A 15,422-nucleotide genomic window follows, 5' to 3' on the forward strand; every position below is an offset into this window, starting at 1 on the left:
CCGATGACCGACGCCCCGGCGACTGCGCCGCGGGCGCAGGAAGGCATGTCCATGAACACCCGCTACACCCTGCTCGTCACCACCACGGCCGTGCTGCTCGCCGGCTGCGGCACCACCGCCACCCCGGCCGCCACCCCGGCCGCCGCGCCCGCGCCCACCGCGAGCGTCCAGGCGCCGGCGCTGACCATCACCGACCCCTGGGTGAAGGCGGTGGAGAAGGGGATGACCGCCGCGTTCGGCACCCTGGTCAACCACACCGACCGCCCGATCACCGTCGTCGGCGCCGCCTCGCCGCTGTCGCCCGAGATGGAGCTGCACGAGGTGGTCGCGTCCGACAACAAGATGGTCATGCGGCCGAAGCAGGGCGGGATCGTCGTCCCTGCTCGCGGCAGCCACGAGCTCAAGCCCGGCGGCGACCACATCATGCTGATGGGCGTCACGGAGGAGGTGCGGCCGGGCGCGGAGATCCCGTTCACGCTGACCGTGGAGGGCGGTCCGGCGCTGGAGTTCACCGCCGTGGGCAAGGACTTCGCGGGCGCGAAGGAGGACTACCAGCCGGGCATGGACCACTGATGGCCGAGCGGAGGATCACCCGGCGGGGGCTGTTCGCGGCCGGGGCGGTGACGGCCGTGGGCACGGCGGCCGGCGCGGTGGCCGGTATCGCAGCCGGGGCCTCGCCGGAAGACGCTCCCACGGTCGGCAGACCCGGCGGGACGGAGACCGAGCCGTTCCACGGCGTCCACCAGGCCGGGGTCGCCACGGCCCCGCAGGCGCACGCCGTGTTCGTCGCGTTCGACCTCAAGCCGGGCGTCGGCCGCGAGCCGATCGTCCGGCTGATGCGGCTGCTGACCGACGACGCGCGCCGGCTCGCCGAGGGCCGGGGCGCGCTCGCCGACACCGAGCCCGAGCTGGCCGTCTCCCCTGCCCGGCTGACGGTCACGTTCGGGTTCGGGCCCGGCCTGTTCGAGGCGGCCGGGGTGGACCCGCCGGTCCGGCAGCTGCCCGCGTTCGAGACGGACAAGCTGGCGGACCGCTGGTCCGGCGGCGACCTGCTGGCCCAGATCTGCGCCGACGACCCGATCACCGTCGCGCACGCGCTGCGGATGCTGGTCAAGGACGCGCGCGCGTTCGCCACGGTGCGCTGGACCCAGCGCGGCTTCCGGCGCGGCGCGCACGTCCAGCCCGCCGGGGCCACCCAGCGCAACCTGATGGGCCAGCTCGACGGCACGGTCAACCCGGCCGGCCTGGACCGCGCGGTCTGGGTCGGCCAGGGCCCGCTGCGCGGCGGCACCACGCTGGTGCTGCGCCGGATCCGGATGGACCTGGAGTCGTGGGACGAGCTGGACCGTACCGGCAGGGAGTTCACGATCGGCCGCCGTCTCTCCGACGGCGCCCCGCTCACCGGCGCGGCCGAGCACGACGAGCCCGACTTCGACCGGGTGAACAAGCTGGGCTTCCCCGTCATCGCCGAGTACGCGCACATCAGGCGGGCACGGGTGGCCGACCCCGGCGCCCGCATCCTGCGCCGCCCGTACAACTACGACGACGGGCTGGCCGGGGACGGCACCCCCGACTCGGGGCTGCTCTTCGCCTCCTACCAGGCGGACGTGGACAAGCAGTTCGTCCCGGTCCAGCGGCGGCTGGCCGAAGGCGACCTGCTCAACGCGTGGATCACCGCGATCGGCTCGGCGGTGTTCGCGATCCCGCCCGGGTGCGGCCCGGCGGGCTGGATCGGGGAGACGCTGCTCGTGGACGGGGCGGGCGGAGCCGCTCAGAATCGAGGGCATGGCTGACAGCGCGTACGTAGGATCCCGGACACCCCGAGTCGAGGACGCCCGGCTGCTGGCGGGCCGCGGCCGGTACGTCGGGGCGACCAGGCTGCCCGGCATGGCGTACGCGGCCGTGGTGCGCAGCCCGGTCGCGCACGCCCGGCTGACCGGGTGCGACGCCAAGGCGGCGCGGGCCGCGGCCGGGGTGCTCGACGTGATCACCCCGGCGGACGCGGCCGGGCTCCGGCTCCCCTGCGCGGGGCTGGTGCCCGGCCAGCCGGTCGACTCCTACCCCGTGCTGGACGAGACGGTCCGCTACGCCGGGCAGCCGGTGGCGCTCGTGGTGGCGGCCACGCCGGAGGCCGCCGAGGACGCGGCCGCCCTCGTCGACCTGGACCTCGACGAGCTGCCCGCCGTGGTCGGCGTGGAGCGCGCGCTGGCGGCGGGCGCGCCGCTCCTCTACCCGGAGTGGGGCGCCAACGTCGCCGCCGACTTCGCGCTGGGCGACGACTGCGAGGCCGCGATCGCCGCCGCCGACCTGGTGGTCGACCTGACGTTCACGTTCGGCCGCGTCTCCCCGTACCCGATGGAGACGCGCGGCGTGGTGGCCGCGTACGACGGCGAGGAGCTGACCGTCCGGCTGTCCACGCAGGCGGCGCACCAGGCGCGCGAGCAGGCGGCGGGCGCGCTCGGGCTGTCTCACGACCGGGTACGGGTGATCGGCGCGGACGTCGGCGGCGGGTTCGGCGGGAAGGAGCACGTCTACCCGGACGAGCTGCTGGTGTGCCTGGCCGCGCTGCGGCTGCGCCGCCCGGTGTGCTGGACCGAGTCGCCCGGCGACCGGCTGGTGGCCACGCTGCCGTCGCGGGCCGCGGTGCACCGGGGGCGGCTGGCGCTGGACTCCGGCGGGCGGTTCGTGGCGCTGCACGCGGACATCGCCGGCGACCTGGGGGCGCACCCGTCGAACGTGGGCGCGGGGCCGTTCGCGGTGACGGCGATGATGCTGCCAGGGCCGTACCGGTTCGACCTGGCCGGGGCGCGGGTGCGCGGGGTGGTCACCACGACCACGCCGACCGGCTCCTACCGCGGCTACGGCCAGCCGGAGGCGGCCTGGACGCGGGAGCGGCTGGTGGACGAGGCGGCCCGCAGGCTCGGCGCGGACCCGGTCGAGCTGCGGCTGCGCAACATGCTCGGGCCGGACGACCTGCCGTGCGGGAACCGGATCTGGCAGACCTACGACTCGGGCGACTACCCGAGGGCGCTGCGCACGCTGCGCGACCTGGTGTCGCCGCCGGTGCGGGACGACGGCCGCCGCCGCGGCGTCGGCTACTCGTGCCACGTGGAGATCACCGGCATGGGCGCGTCGGCGGCGATGAAGGCGGCCGGCATCATGAGCGGCGGGTTCGAGTCGGCGCGGCTGCGCATGGAACCGGACGGGTCGGTGGTGGTCGCCTCGGGGCTGGCCGGGATCGGGCAGGGCATCGAGACCGTGCTCGCCCAGCTCGCCGCCGACCGGCTCGGGGTGCCGATCGACCGGGTGCGGGTGGTGCTGGGCGACACGGCGTCGACCCCGTACTCGCCGATCGGCTCCATCGCCAGCCGGGCGGCGGCGGTCGGCGGGACGGCGCTGGTGCGGGCGGCCGACCGGCTGCGCGACAAGCTGCTGGCGATGGCCGCGCACCGCCTGGAGGCGGCCCCCGGCGACCTGGAGGTGGCCGGCGGGCTGGTGCGGGTGAAGGGCGACCCGCGGGCGTCGGTGCCGCTGGCCGAGCTGGCCGCGTCGGCGTGGCGCGGCTGGGACCTGCCCGAGGGGATGGCGCCGGGGCTGGAGGAGCGTGCGGTGTACGACCCGTCCGACTACACCTACGCCTACGGCGCGCAGGCGGCGGCGGTCGCCGTGGACGTGGAGACCGGGGAGGTGGAGGTCGAGCGCTACTGGGTGGTCAACGACGCCGGGGTGCAGCTGAACCCGGAGATCGTCGAGGGCCAGATCAGGGGCGGGGTGGCGCAGGGCATCGGCATGGCGCTGACCGAGGAGGTCGTCTACACCGACGACGGCCAGCCGGTCGCCGACTACCTCCCGCCGACCGCTCGGGAGGTGCCGGACATCGTCGTCGCGTCGCTGGTGACGCCGTCGGGGGTGACGCCGGGCGGGATGAAGGGCGTCGGCGAGGCGGGCACGATCGGCCCGCCCGCCGCGATCGGCAACGCGGTGGCCGCCGCGCTGCCCGAGATCGCCGACCTGGTCACCGGCACGCCGCTGACCCCGGAGCGGGTCTGGAACCTGCTCAGGGCGCGGCCAGCGCCTCGGTCGGAGAGAGACGGGAGGCCCGGATCGCCGGATACAGACCCGCCACCGCGCCGATGACCAGCGTCGCGGCCAGGCCGCCCACCGTCGCCTCCGCCGGGATCACCGACGGCCACCGCTCGTACGCGGCGTAGCCGACCGTGACGGCGGCGCCGACGCAGACGCCGCCGATCCCGCCGATCGCCGACAGCAGCAGCGACTCGGCGAGGAACTGGGTGCGGATCTGGCCCCGGGTGGCGCCCAGCGAGCGGCGCAGGCCGATCTCGGCCCGGCGCTCCAGCACCGAGATGACCATGGTGTTGGCCACACCGACCCCGCCGACGATCAGCGCCACCGCGCCGACGCCCAGAAGCAGGCCGGTGAACGCCTGGTCGGTGGCCTGCTTGGCGGCCAGCGCGTCCGACGGGCGGGAGACGTCGAGCTCGTTGGGCGCCTCCGGGTTGCCGGTGCCGGCCAGCACGTCCCGTACCGCGTCCATGCGCTGCTCGTCCACCCGCGTGTAGAGGACGGTGGGATGGCCGTCGAAGCCCAGCTTCTCCTCCGCGACGGGCCAGCCGACCAGCGCGGCGGTGTCCAGTTCCACGGCGAGCGCCACCGGCTCCAGGATGCCGACGACGGTGAACCGCTCGCGGCCGATCAGCACCTGGGTGGCGGGGCCGGCCTCGGCGACGCCGAGCCGTTCCGCCGCCGTCGAGCCGAGCACCACGGCCGGGTAGGTGTGCGTGGCCTCGTTGAGCCAGACGCCGCCGCGCAGCGTCGCCCCCACGGCCTCCAGCAGGTCGAGCCGGGCGGCGTAGGTGGTGATGCCGCCGGTCTGCCCCTCGGGGATCGCCTCGGACCGGTAGACCTTGGCGTCCGCGACCTTCCCGATCGACGACGCCGACAGCACCGGGCCTATCCGGTTGATCATCGCCTCGGCCTCCACCGGCATCGTGGCCGTCTCGCCGGAGAGTGTCTGCCCGTTGGAGACGGTCAGCAGGTTCGTGCCCAGCGCCGACAGCTGGCGGTCCAGCTCGGCCCCGGACGAGGAGGAGATGCCCACCACGCCGATCATCGCCGCGATGCCGATGGCGATGCCGAGCGCCGACAGGAACGCGCGCAGCGGGCGGGTGCGCAGCCCCACCGCGCCGACCTTGAGCACGTCGCGCGGGCGCAGCCGGGGCGGGGTGAGGTCGTGACCGGCCATCACGCGACCCCGGCCGGGTGCAGGGCCGAGTCGGAGACGATCCGGCCGTCCCGCATCCGCACCTGGCGGGGCAGGCCGGCGGCGATCTCCCGGTCGTGCGTGATGATCAGCACGGTCGTGCCGGAGGCGTGCAGGTCGCGCAGCAGCTCCATCACCCCCGCGCCGGACACCGAGTCGAGCGCGCCGGTCGGCTCGTCGGCCAGCACCAGCGGCGGGTCGCCGGCCACGGCCCTGGCGATGGCCACCCGCTGCCGCTCGCCGCCGGACAGCTCGTGCGGCTCGTGGTCCATCCGGTGGCCGAGCCCGACCCGCTCCAGCGCGACCCGCGCGCGGCGGCGCCGCTCGGCCGGCGGCAGCCCGCTGTAGAGCAGCCCGTCGGCCACGTTGTCGAGCGCCGGCACGTTCGCGGCCAGGTGGAACTGCTGGAACACGAACCCGATCCTGGTCCCCCGCAGCGCCGACAGCCGGTTGTCCGACAGCGTCGCGATGTCGTAGCCGTCGATCTTGACGGTCCCCGACGTGGGCCGGTCGAGCGTGCCGATGGTGTTGAGCATCGTGGACTTGCCGGACCCGGAAGGCCCCGCGATGGCGACCATCTCGCCGCGGCGGATCTCCAGCGACACCTCCGCCAGCGCGGTGACACCGCCCGGGTAGACCTTGCTCACGCGCGACAGCTCGATCATTTCGCCATCCCCACCGTCGTGCCCTCGGCGAGCCCCTCGCCGGTGATCTCGACCCGGCCGCCGGAGAACAGCCCGGTCTCGACCGGGACGTACCGGGTGGCGCCGCCCTCGACGACCTCCACGCCGAACCCGCCCTCGCGGAGCGCGACCAGGGCGGCGACCGGGACGGTGAGCACGTTCTCGCGCTTCTCGGCGGTGAACGCCACGTCCACCGCGGCCTGGTCGAGTGCGGCGGCCTTCTTGCCGGAGAGCGAGACGAGCGCCTCGATCTTGGTCTCCGGCTCCTGGTCGCCCTGGCCGGGGACGATCACGGTGGCGACCTCGGTGATCTTGCCGGTGACCTCGTCGCCGCCGGGCAGCGTGACCGTCACCTTGCGGCCCTCCTTGGCCAGCCGCTGGTCCGCCGAGTCGAGCTGGGCGGTGACGACCTTCGCGGTGCCCGTGTAGGCGAGCACCTTCTGGCCGGGCGCGGCCGGCTGGCCGGTCTCGGCGGCCAGCGTGTCCACCCGCACCCTACCTTCGGCGAACACCACCCGGCCCAGCTCGACCACGCCGGTCTCGGCCAGGCCGAGGTCCTCCTGCCACTCCTGGACCGCCTGGGCGGTGGACCAGGTGTAGGCGTCGTCGACGGTGAAGCCGTCGTAGCCGAGCTTGCTCAGGTTGCGTTCCAGGTTCGCCACGTCTCGGCCTTCCGTGCCGATCCGCAGGTCCCGGTACGCGGGCGTGCCCCCGTACAGGAGGACCACCGGATCGTTGTCGACCTTGTAGAGCGGCTTGCCGCGGCTGATCACGTCACCGCTGTCCGGCAACCAGGTGACGGTGCCGCGCATGCGGTTGACCGCCGAGGCGGCCGGGCCGTAGCCCAGCTCGCCGTCGACCTCGACCGTGTCCAGCAAGGTCTCCTCGGTGATCGTCGCGGTGGCCGGCGGCAGGGCGGCGGCGGGCTTCCCGGCCGGGCTCCGGTCGAGCAGGCCGAGACCGGCGGCGGCGACCGCCCCGGCCAGGAGGATCCCCGCAACAGGCCAGACCACCCGGCGCCCCCGGCGGCGTGGGGCCTTCACCGCCTGCCCGTCGAGCGTGGCCGTGCCCATCAGTCGCTCCCCGGGCTGGGGCGGCCCATCTGGCACTTCTTCTCCGCCTCCTTGAAGTCGGGATCCTCCCCGACCTCCTGGGTGATGCGGACCCGCCCGCCGTCAGGGTCGGGGAACTTCTCCACGCCGTTCTCGCGCATGCAGGCGGCGAGCTTGCGCAGCTCGTCGTTGCCTTCCTGGCGGGGCCGCATGCCGCCGGACGGCTGCCACTGCTTGCACGCCTCCTCGGCCTTCTTCATCTGGTCCTGGGTGCCCGGCTTCATCGTCATCCGGACCCGCCCGCCCGGCTCGGGGTCGGCCATGTCGACGCCGTTCTCGCGCATGCACTGCGCCCATTTCAGGCCCCGTTCCTCGCCGCTGAGGCTGGGCCCCGCGCTGGCGGTGGCGGTGGCCTCGCCTCCCGCCGAGGCCACGTCGGGGGACTCCGCGCTGCTCGCGCCGCATCCGGTCAACGCCAGCGCGAGCGCCGCGGCCAGGCCGAGCATTCGTACGCCCATCGGGTTCTCCTCGTCCGAGCGGCCGGACCCGTTCCGGCCGTCGGGAGGAGATGCAACCGGTCAGCCGGTTTCCCGGCGGTTTCCATGAACGCTAACGGCGAGCAAACAGGCGGTCCGTCACGATTCGGCCATGCGAGTGCTGGTAGTGGAGGACGAGCGGATCCTGGCCGACGCGATAGCCGAGTGGCTGCGGGACGAGACGCACGCCGTGGACACCGCCAACGACGGCGAGGCCGCGCTGGAACGGCTCGCGGTCAACGACTACGACGTGGTCATCCTGGACCGGGACCTGCCGCGGGTGCACGGCGACGACGTGTGCAGGGAGCTGGTGGACTCGAAGTCGACGGCGCGGGTGCTGATGCTCACCGCGGCGGGCGAGATCGGCGACCGGGTGGCCGGGCTGTCCCTGGGAGCCGACGACTACCTGGCCAAGCCGTTCGCGTTCGCCGAGCTGTCGGCCCGGGTGCAGGCGCTCGGCCGGCGCGCCCGGCCGGCGCTGCCGCCGGTGCTGCGCCGCGCGGGCATCACGCTCGACCCGGCCAGGCGCGAGGTGTACCGGAACGGGCGGTACGTGCCGCTGTCGAACAAGGAGTTCGCCGTGCTCTGCGAGCTGCTGCGCGCCGACGGCGCCGTGGTCTCGTCGGAGCGCCTGCTGGAGAAGGCGTGGGACGAGCACGCGGACCCGTTCACCGGCGTGGTCCGGCTGACGGTGCTCAAGCTGCGGCGCAAGCTGGGCGACCCGCCGGTGGTGCTGACCGTGCCCGGCGCGGGCTACCGCATCCCATGAGGCTGTCGCTGCGCCTGCGGCTCACGGTCGTGTACGGCGCGCTGTTCCTGCTGGCCGGCCTGGTGCTCGTCGGTGTCACGTACCTGCTGTTCAACCAGGAGCTGGTACGGATGTTCGACGAGAAGTACGGCGACCCGGGCGGGGATCGGCACAAGTTCTTCTCCCTCATCCACAACGGGGTGCCGCTCAGCCCCGAGGAGTCGTTGCAGCTGATGGCGGAGCAGGAGGCCGCCCTGCGGGCCGCCGCCACCACCTCCCTGCTGACCCAGGGGGTGATCGCGGTGGTGGTGGTCGCCTTCGTGGCGACGGCGCTCGGCTGGGTGGTGGCCGGGCGGGTGCTGGCCCCGCTGCACAAGGTGACCGCGACCGCTCGCCGGATCGCCGCCGCCCCCGACGCCGACCGCGGCCTGCGCGAGCGGATCGACCTGAGCGGGCCCGTCGACGAGGTCAAGGAGCTGGCCGACACCTTCGACACCATGGTGGCCAGGCTCGACCGGTCCTTCGACGGGCAGCGCAGGTTCGTCGCCAACGCCTCGCACGAGCTGCGCACCCCGCTGACGCTCAACCGCGCCCTGGTCGAGCTGGCCATGCACCGCCGCTCCGCGTCCACCGACGTCAAACAGCTCGGGGAGAGCCTGCTGGAGATCAACGCGCGGCACGAGCGGCTCATCTCCGGGCTGCTGCTGCTCGCGCGGGCCGAGCACGAGGTGACCGACCGCTCGCCGGTGGACCTCGCCGACATCGTGGCGCACGTGGTCGCCCAGACCGCCGCCGAGGCGGAGCAGGAGCGGGTCACCGTGTACGAGGAAGCGTTCCCCGCGCCCACGACCGGCGACGCGCTGCTGCTCGAACGGCTGGTGACGAACCTCGTCGAGAACGGCGTCCGGCACAACCTGCGTGACGGCACCGGCTGGGTCCGGGTCGCCAGCCGCTCGGCCACCGGCGGGCTGGCCACGGTGACGGTCACCAACACCGGGCCGGTCGTGCCGCCGTACGACGTGCCCGAGCTGTTCAAGCCGTTCCGGCGGCTCAACGGCGAGCGCACCGTCACGGGCAAGAGCGCGGGCCTGGGCCTGTCGATCGTCCGGTCGGTGGCCCGCGCCCACGGCGGCGACGTGACGGCCCGGCCCCGGGAGGGCGGCGGCCTGGTGATGACCGCCACGCTCCCCCGCGTCGGCTCAGGTCAGGGCGTCTGACCCGGCCGGTCCACGACCCCGGACCGAGGACCGGCATGGCCGGCTCGGAGCCGTCACGCACGGTGGGTCCGTTGAGCGGGACCCCGCGATCAACGGACCCACCACCGCGCCCCGGCCGTCCGACGGTGGACGGCCGTCCCGCGTGGAGGGTGCGGATGCCGACCACGATGGCCTGCGCGCCCGGCCGTTCACCAGGCCACTTCCTGCCCGGTTTCTGCTCACTCGCCCGGCACGACCGCCCAGGCGCCGACGAGCGGCGGGCCGATCACGTAGCCGTCCTCCGCCGTCAGCTCGGCCAGCAGCCGGTCGGCCAGCGTCTCAGGACCCACCTCGGCGACGGTGGCCACGCCCAGCCGGGCCATCAGCGGCGCCAGCCCGCCGACGAACCAGGCCCACCCCCAGGCCGGCGCCTCCGGACCGCCGCCGGCCACCGCCTCGAACGTCAGCCGCGGCGCGGGCAGCCCGGCGGCCCGGAACGCCCCGTACAGCTCCAGCCCCATGCGGCGGCGCACGCCCGCCTTCTCCAGCGTCTGGAAGAGCCACCCGCGCAGCTGCTCCCACAGCGGGGTGCGCGGGTACGCCCACAGGTAGTCGAGATCGGCTTCGTGCAGGCAGAGCACCCCGCCGGGGCGCAGCCGCCCGGCCGCCCGGCGCAGCGCCCCTGCCGGGTCGGCCAGATACATGAGGACGAGCCGGCCCACGACGGCGTCGAACCCCGGCTCCACGCCTTCCAGCGTCGTCACGTCCCCCTCGCGGAACTCGACGTTCGCCACGCCCGCCTCGGCGGCCAGCCGGCGGGCGCGCTCGACCGCGACGGGGTCGCGCTCCACGCCCACCACCCTGCCCTCGGGCCCGACCAGCCCGGCGGCGATCAGCGCCACGTTGCCCGCGCCGCTGCCCAGGTCGAGCACCCGCATCCCGGGGGTGAGCCCGGCGTCGGCGAGCAGCCGCCTGGTGAGCGGGTCGAACAGCCTGCCCTGCGCGACCAACCGGGCCTCCTCGGCCCGCCGGTCCTCGAACGGGTACTCCATGCCCCACCTCCTCGACGTGTGAGGCCAGCATCGGACCCGGCGGGGCGGGACGTCGTGAGGCAGGCGCGCACAACCCTTCACATCGCGTGCACACCGGCCAGCCGCGCCCAGCGCCGGTACTCCAGCGGGGACATCCCGTGCGCGGCGCGGAAGGCGCGGCTGAAGTCGCTTGGGCTGGCGAACCCCCACCGCCGGCCGATCGCCGACACCGGGGCGGCGGCCAGCGCCGGGTCGGCCAGGTCGCGCCGGCAGCCTTCGAGCCGCCGCCGCCTGATCGACCCGGCCACCGTGCTGCCCTCGCCCTGGAACAGCTTGTGCAGGTAGCGCAGGGAGATGTGGTGGGCCGCCGCGACCATCGGCGGCGACAGGCCGGGGTCGTGCAGGTGCTGCCCGATGAAGGCGTGCACGGAGGTCAGCAGCGCCTGCCGCCGGGCCTCCGGCGACGCCCAGCCGTCGGCGCCCGCCTCGTGGGCGAGCCGGGTGGCCAGCACCTCCAGCGCGGCCGCGGACAGCCGGGCGGCCTCGGCGGGACTGTAATGATCGATGTCACGGGCGAGCTGCATGAGGAACCGCGAGGTGAGCGAGCCGAGCCCGGCGGTCGTCGGGATGCGCACTCCGGTCAGCCGGGCGAGCTGCGCGGCGGGCAGGGGGAGCGCCGAGCGCGGGAACATGAAGGTCAGCCCGCGCACCCGGCCCCCTTCGCCGGCCCCGAAGAGCACCTCGAACGGGCGTCTGGTGTCGTAGAAGACGAACTCCGCCGGGCCGAGGCACGCCGTGTTGCCGCCCTGGCTCACCATGATCGGGCCGGGTCCCCGTACCAGGAGCACCAACTTGAGCAGGTCGGGGTCGGCGCGCCGGATGTGCGCGGGGGTCCGGTGCAGCCGGACGGGCATGCCGTCGATCAGCGTGACGCGCATGACGCCGAGACCGCTCACCCGCATCACGGCGCGGTAGCCGGCCTCGTCGTCCAGCTCGCACCGCATCGGCACCCAGGCCTGCTCGGCGGCCTCCCGCCAGAAGGCCGCCCGGTCGGCCGCGGGCAGATGATCGTCCCTGATCAGCGTGGTCATCGGCTGCCGCCATGCGCTCGCCCGCACGTACGCCCACACGATACGCGCGCCGCGCGCCCCGGCCGATACCTCCCGGCGACACGCACCCGTGCGCGCACGGCAAAGCGCACTGCCCTGACGGACAATGACGACGCGAGAACCCTCCGGACACGATGAGCCCGACCGATCCAGAAGGAGGGTTTCCATGCTGCCCGACCCGTCCCAGCGGTTGCTGGGCTACATCAACGGCGCCTGGGTGGCGTCGGCGGTCTGCGCCGCGGCCGAGCTCGGGTTGGCCGACGCGCTGGCCGGCGGCCCGCGCGACTCCGGCCAGGTGGCGCGGGCCGTGGGCGCCCATCCGGACGCGCTCTACCGGCTGCTGCGGGCGCTCGCCGACCTGGGCGTGCTCCGCGAGCTCGACGGCCGCGTGTTCGAGCTGACCGAGACCGGCGAGCGGCTGCGCCGGGACCACCCCGAGTCGCAGCGCGGGTTCGCCGTGATGCTGGGCTCCTCGTGGCACCGGCAGGCCTGGTCGGGTTTCGCCGACAGCGTGCGCACCGGCGAGCCGGCGTTCGAGCGGGCCTTCGGCCGCCCGGCCTTCGAGCACTTCCGCGACCATCCCGAACACGGCGAGGTGCTGAACGACGCGATGACCTCGGCGTCCGCCGCGTTCGTGTGGCCGGCGGTGCGCGACCACGACTTCACCCCGTACGCGACCGTCGTCGACGTGGGCGGCGGCCACGGCGCGCTGCTGGCCGCCATCCTGGCGGCGCATCCCGGGGCGCGCGGGGTGCTGTTCGACCTGCCGCACGTCATCGAGGGCGCGGGCGGGCCGCTGGCCGAAGCGGGCGTGGCCGACCGGTGCGAGCTGGTGGGCGGCGACTTCTTCGCATCGGTGCCGCCCGGCGGCGACGCCTACCTGATGTCCAACATCATCCACGACTGGGGCGACGACGACGCCGTGCGAATCCTGGCCAACTGCCGGAAGGCGATGAACGACGGCGGCCGGGTGCTGCTGTGCGAGGCCGTGATCCCGGACCCGCCGCGCGAGCCGACCGCCTCGACCCTGATCGACCTGGAGATGCTGGTCATCGCGGGCGGCGCCAGGCAGCGCACGGTGAGCGAGTTCGCCGGGCTGTTCGAGCGGGCCGGTCTGCGGCTGACCGGCGTCACCGGCGAGGGCGTCTTCGACGTCGTGGCGGCAACCGCTGGTTGAGCCCCGGTCCGGTTTACCCGCCGCGCCCGCGGAGCACGATCCTGGCCATGAAGGTGACATCCGGACACGACCACACCAGATGCACACCGGCCGAGCTCTTCGAGATCACGGTCCTGGACACCACGGGTGAGGCCGCACGGTGGCACACCATAGGCTGGGGCATCGGCCGCCAGGACGCCGACGCCCTCGCCCAGTCCTTCGTGACCCGCCCGCTCTGCCCGTACGAGCGAGCCCAGGTCCGCTACAACGGCCGCCTGCTCGCCGAGCATCACCGCCCGGCCGGCTGACGCGTCCTGGCCAGGAGGCGCGAGCGCATCAGCCGCTCCATGAACACGATCCCGGCGGCGCACGGCACCGCCCCGAGCACGACCACGGCCCACGGGTGGGCGGGGAACACCTGCGTCATCGTGAGGAAGGCCGCGTGGAAGCCGGCACCCGCCCACACGCTCCCGGTGATCATGCGCAGGTAGCCGAGTCCGACGCCCAGCCCGAACATCAGCCACGGCTCCCCGTTCCCCAGGGCCAGGCCGAACCCGGTGTAGAGCGCCGCCTGCCCGAGGATGACCGCCCAGCCGCGTACCCGATCGGCGAGCACGGTGATCACGTACCCGCGGAAGACCAGCTCCTCGGCGAACCCGAACAGCACCGCGGCGACCAGCGCGGTGGTGACCGGCGCCGTGGCGACCGCCGGGACCCCGCACGCCGCCGCGACGGCGAGCGCGGCGGCGGCCGGCAGCAGCCACGCGAGCGCCCCGGCCACGAGCAGTGGCAGGCCGGTCAGCCCCAGGTCGGCGAGCCGTCGCCGATCCGCCGGCCAGGCCAGCGCGGCGACGGTCACGGTCACCCAGGTCACCGCCGCGGCGGCCCCCCACAGCCCGGCGTCCCGGCCGAGCAGGAACGCCGCCGTCGGCACGGCGAGCGCCACGCCGATCCGCCACACGCCCCCCACGACACTGACCTTCGCCACATCGCCCTTCACGAGGTTGCTCCGTAGCGGGCGGCGACGGTGTGGAAGGCCTGCTTGGGGGTCCATCGCTCGGGGCCGTCGCCAGGCTCGACGGCGACGAGGCCGTAGCCGGCGAGGTCCAGATCGCGGCCCGGCTGGTCGGAGCGGGTGAGCACCGGCTCGCTGAACGCCCAGACGAACACTCCGTCCACACCCGCCTCCGCGAAGATGTCGAACAGCTCTTCCAGGTAGCGCGCCTGCACCGACTCGTCCCGTTTCAGCCGGGCGGGCACCCGCCCTTCACCGCCGCGCCACCGCAGCACCCCGTACGCCTGCGAGGAGTTCTCCGCCGCCCCCGGATAGGCGCAGCAGCCGAACTCGAACACGATCACCGGCTTGCCCCGCGCCACGCGCGCCCGTACGTCGCCGGCGAACCGCCAGGCGTTGGCCGCCGTCCGGTAGAGGTCCAGCCCCACCACGTCGAAGATCGACCAGTCGGGGCGCTCCCAGTCGCCCGCGCCGTAGCTGATCCGGCCCGAGAACCGCTCGCGCGCGACCCGTGCCAGTGCCCCGAGCAGCCGCCGTAAGCGCAGGTTGGCCAGCGGCAGGATCGGCGCCAGCCACGGCAGCAGCATGCCGCGGACGGCGAAGTTCGGCCCCGGCATGAGCCCCGACGCCGTCAGCGTCAGCTCGCAGCCGACGTTGAGCGACACTCCTCCGTACGCCGCCCGCAGGTCCTCGGCCCGGCCCGCAGCCTCGGCGAGGTTGGCGACCACGGCGTCGGGCCGCGCCTCGAAGAGGCGGGGCTGCAGCCACACCTCCAGCCCGAGCTCGCGGGCCATCGCGCCCGCCTCGGCCAGCCGGTCGAGGTCGGTGGCCATGATGAGCACGGCGTTGGCGCCGAGGTCCTCGCGGATGGCGCGCAGGTCGCGCCGCACGTCGTCGGGGCGCCAGACGGGCCGTGACAGGAAGTCCGCCGCGTAGTCGACGCCGGCGTCGTAGCCGACGCCCTTCCAGGTGAAGTCACGCATCCGGCGCCCCCAGCGCGCGCAGCACCAACCGGACCAGCTCCTTCTCGTACGCCACCAGATCGGTCTCCGGATGGCTCTGGACGCGAGTGAGCGCGCCGTCGACCGCGTGGCTCACGGTGATCGCCGCCACCCGCACGTCGGTGTCGGCGAACTCGCCCGCGCGGCGGCCCTGGTCGATGACCGACTCCAGCAGCGCGATCGCCTCGTCACCGCCTCGCAGGTAGAGCGGCACCCCGTGCTCGTCGCGGTGGGAGATGAGGATCTCGCTTGCGGCCAGCATGGGCTCGCGGTGCTCTCTCAGGTACGCGAGCTCGGCGCGGACGTAGGCGGCCAGCTTGGCGGCGGCGGTCCGCTCGGCGTCGACGGCGTCGGCGACCCGCCGGCCGGCGGCTTCGAAGACGTGCCCGACGACCTGTTCGAGCAGCTCTTCCTTGCCGTCGAAGTGGTACGAGAGCACGCTCTTGGACGTGCCCGCCCGGCGGGCTATCTCGGCGAGCGAGGCGCGCGTGTAGCCGATCTCGTTGACGGTGCGGATGGCGGCCTCGATGATCTGGGCCCGCCGCGCGGCCTCGGTGAACGAACCGCTCCTGGGCTTCTTCGTCCGCATGGCCCAATAGTAGGCCGATCGGCCT

Annotated in this window: 16 protein-coding genes; 7 read left to right on the forward strand and 9 right to left on the reverse strand. The window is 74.5% G+C overall.

The window, feature by feature from the left end; all coding sequences use genetic code 11:
• Window positions 1–3 precede the first annotated feature (3 nt).
• From ACGFI7_RS35585 to ACGFI7_RS35595, 3 genes are read left to right on the forward strand one after another with little or no spacing between them, the layout of a single operon-like run.
• Window positions 4–573: a copper chaperone PCu(A)C gene (locus ACGFI7_RS35585; protein WP_393412546.1), complete on the forward strand. Its 570-nt coding sequence runs from the start codon at window positions 4–6 to the stop codon at window positions 571–573.
• The gene (locus ACGFI7_RS35590; protein ID WP_393412548.1) at window positions 573–1,793 is read left to right on the forward strand and encodes a Dyp-type peroxidase; all 1,221 of its coding nucleotides are present in this window, start codon (window positions 573–575) and stop codon (window positions 1,791–1,793) included. The genes ACGFI7_RS35585 and ACGFI7_RS35590 overlap by 1 nt, the downstream gene beginning before the upstream one ends.
• The gene (locus ACGFI7_RS35595) at window positions 1,786–4,137 is read left to right on the forward strand and encodes a xanthine dehydrogenase family protein molybdopterin-binding subunit (RefSeq protein ID WP_393412550.1); all 2,352 of its coding nucleotides are present in this window, start codon (window positions 1,786–1,788) and stop codon (window positions 4,135–4,137) included. Before ACGFI7_RS35590 ends, ACGFI7_RS35595 begins: the two co-directional genes overlap by 8 nt.
• Here ACGFI7_RS35595 and ACGFI7_RS35600 read toward each other — a convergent pair.
• The 4 genes from ACGFI7_RS35600 to ACGFI7_RS35615 are packed head-to-tail and all read right to left on the reverse strand — an operon-like array spanning window position 4,058 to window position 7,534.
• Complete coding sequence (locus ACGFI7_RS35600; protein ID WP_393412552.1) at window positions 4,058–5,263, reverse strand: ABC transporter permease; 1,206 nt, start codon at window positions 5,261–5,263, stop codon at window positions 4,058–4,060. The genes ACGFI7_RS35595 and ACGFI7_RS35600 overlap by 80 nt on opposite strands.
• Complete coding sequence (locus tag ACGFI7_RS35605) at window positions 5,263–5,946, reverse strand: ABC transporter ATP-binding protein (protein ID WP_393412554.1); 684 nt, start codon at window positions 5,944–5,946, stop codon at window positions 5,263–5,265. Before ACGFI7_RS35605 ends, ACGFI7_RS35600 begins: the two co-directional genes overlap by 1 nt.
• A complete protein-coding gene (locus ACGFI7_RS35610; RefSeq protein ID WP_393412556.1) occupies window positions 5,943–7,037 on the reverse strand; it encodes a peptidoglycan-binding protein in 1,095 nt (364 codons plus the stop codon). The genes ACGFI7_RS35605 and ACGFI7_RS35610 overlap by 4 nt, the downstream gene beginning before the upstream one ends.
• Window positions 7,037–7,534, reverse strand: coding sequence for a hypothetical protein (locus ACGFI7_RS35615; RefSeq protein WP_393412558.1), 498 nt, complete (start codon window positions 7,532–7,534; stop codon window positions 7,037–7,039). Before ACGFI7_RS35615 ends, ACGFI7_RS35610 begins: the two co-directional genes overlap by 1 nt.
• A 130-nt stretch (window positions 7,535–7,664) precedes the next feature.
• Between ACGFI7_RS35615 and ACGFI7_RS35620 the strand changes: the two genes are divergently transcribed.
• Both ACGFI7_RS35620 and ACGFI7_RS35625 read left to right on the forward strand, forming a co-directional pair.
• Window positions 7,665–8,321: a response regulator transcription factor gene (locus ACGFI7_RS35620; protein ID WP_393412560.1), complete on the forward strand. Its 657-nt coding sequence runs from the start codon at window positions 7,665–7,667 to the stop codon at window positions 8,319–8,321.
• Entirely contained in the window at window positions 8,318–9,517 is a 1,200-nt protein-coding gene (locus tag ACGFI7_RS35625; protein WP_393412562.1) for a sensor histidine kinase, read from the forward strand. The genes ACGFI7_RS35620 and ACGFI7_RS35625 overlap by 4 nt, the downstream gene beginning before the upstream one ends.
• A gap of 218 nt (window positions 9,518–9,735) precedes the next feature.
• Here the strand turns inward: ACGFI7_RS35625 and ACGFI7_RS35630 are convergent, their stop codons facing one another.
• Entirely contained in the window at window positions 9,736–10,548 is an 813-nt protein-coding gene (locus ACGFI7_RS35630) for a class I SAM-dependent methyltransferase (protein WP_393412564.1), read from the reverse strand.
• 77 nt (window positions 10,549–10,625) lie between these two features.
• Complete coding sequence (locus ACGFI7_RS35635) at window positions 10,626–11,645, reverse strand: helix-turn-helix domain-containing protein (RefSeq protein ID WP_393412566.1); 1,020 nt, start codon at window positions 11,643–11,645, stop codon at window positions 10,626–10,628.
• Window positions 11,646–11,802: 157 nt separating this feature from the next.
• Here ACGFI7_RS35635 and ACGFI7_RS35640 point away from each other — a divergent pair, with 157 nt between their 5' ends.
• Window positions 11,803–12,813 (forward strand): methyltransferase, encoded by a 1,011-nt coding sequence (locus tag ACGFI7_RS35640; protein ID WP_393412568.1) that lies wholly within the window; start codon window positions 11,803–11,805, stop codon window positions 12,811–12,813.
• A 47-nt stretch (window positions 12,814–12,860) separates the two neighbouring features.
• Window positions 12,861–13,100, forward strand: coding sequence for a hypothetical protein (locus ACGFI7_RS35645; protein ID WP_393412570.1), 240 nt, complete (start codon window positions 12,861–12,863; stop codon window positions 13,098–13,100).
• Here the strand turns inward: ACGFI7_RS35645 and ACGFI7_RS35650 are convergent.
• From ACGFI7_RS35650 to ACGFI7_RS35660, 3 genes are read right to left on the reverse strand one after another with little or no spacing between them, the layout of a single operon-like run.
• The gene (locus ACGFI7_RS35650; RefSeq protein ID WP_393412572.1) at window positions 13,082–13,792 is read right to left on the reverse strand and encodes a CPBP family intramembrane glutamic endopeptidase; all 711 of its coding nucleotides are present in this window, start codon (window positions 13,790–13,792) and stop codon (window positions 13,082–13,084) included. The genes ACGFI7_RS35645 and ACGFI7_RS35650 overlap by 19 nt on opposite strands.
• Window positions 13,789–14,790, reverse strand: coding sequence for a hypothetical protein (locus ACGFI7_RS35655; RefSeq protein WP_393412574.1), 1,002 nt, complete (start codon window positions 14,788–14,790; stop codon window positions 13,789–13,791). Before ACGFI7_RS35655 ends, ACGFI7_RS35650 begins: the two co-directional genes overlap by 4 nt.
• Window positions 14,783–15,397 (reverse strand): TetR/AcrR family transcriptional regulator, encoded by a 615-nt coding sequence (locus tag ACGFI7_RS35660; RefSeq protein WP_393412576.1) that lies wholly within the window; start codon window positions 15,395–15,397, stop codon window positions 14,783–14,785. The genes ACGFI7_RS35655 and ACGFI7_RS35660 overlap by 8 nt, the downstream gene beginning before the upstream one ends.
• Between the last annotated feature and the right edge of the window lie 25 nt (window positions 15,398–15,422).

It is taken from the genome of Nonomuraea sp. NPDC048826, assembly GCF_043198225.1.
In the GTDB taxonomy this organism is placed as follows: Bacteria; Actinomycetota; Actinomycetes; order Streptosporangiales; family Streptosporangiaceae; genus Nonomuraea.

Bases quoted from the DNA above. Each gene is read 5' to 3' on its own strand.
- ACGFI7_RS35585 (WP_393412546.1), top strand. From the start codon at position 4: ATGACCGACGCCCCGGCGACTGCGCCGCGGGCGCAGGAAGGCATGTCC.
- ACGFI7_RS35590 (WP_393412548.1), top strand. From the start codon at position 573: ATGGCCGAGCGGAGGATCACCCGGCGGGGGCTGTTCGCGGCCGGGGCG.
- ACGFI7_RS35595 (WP_393412550.1), top strand. From the start codon at position 1,786: ATGGCTGACAGCGCGTACGTAGGATCCCGGACACCCCGAGTCGAGGAC.
- ACGFI7_RS35600 (WP_393412552.1), bottom strand. From the start codon at position 5,263: ATGGCCGGTCACGACCTCACCCCGCCCCGGCTGCGCCCGCGCGACGTG.
- ACGFI7_RS35605 (WP_393412554.1), bottom strand. From the start codon at position 5,946: ATGATCGAGCTGTCGCGCGTGAGCAAGGTCTACCCGGGCGGTGTCACC.
- ACGFI7_RS35610 (WP_393412556.1), bottom strand. From the start codon at position 7,037: ATGGGCACGGCCACGCTCGACGGGCAGGCGGTGAAGGCCCCACGCCGC.
- ACGFI7_RS35615 (WP_393412558.1), bottom strand. From the start codon at position 7,534: ATGGGCGTACGAATGCTCGGCCTGGCCGCGGCGCTCGCGCTGGCGTTG.
- ACGFI7_RS35620 (WP_393412560.1), top strand. From the start codon at position 7,665: ATGCGAGTGCTGGTAGTGGAGGACGAGCGGATCCTGGCCGACGCGATA.
- ACGFI7_RS35625 (WP_393412562.1), top strand. From the start codon at position 8,318: ATGAGGCTGTCGCTGCGCCTGCGGCTCACGGTCGTGTACGGCGCGCTG.
- ACGFI7_RS35630 (WP_393412564.1), bottom strand. From the start codon at position 10,548: ATGGAGTACCCGTTCGAGGACCGGCGGGCCGAGGAGGCCCGGTTGGTC.
- ACGFI7_RS35640 (WP_393412568.1), top strand. From the start codon at position 11,803: ATGCTGCCCGACCCGTCCCAGCGGTTGCTGGGCTACATCAACGGCGCC.
- ACGFI7_RS35645 (WP_393412570.1), top strand. From the start codon at position 12,861: ATGAAGGTGACATCCGGACACGACCACACCAGATGCACACCGGCCGAG.
- ACGFI7_RS35655 (WP_393412574.1), bottom strand. From the start codon at position 14,790: ATGCGTGACTTCACCTGGAAGGGCGTCGGCTACGACGCCGGCGTCGAC.
- ACGFI7_RS35660 (WP_393412576.1), bottom strand. From the start codon at position 15,397: ATGCGGACGAAGAAGCCCAGGAGCGGTTCGTTCACCGAGGCCGCGCGG.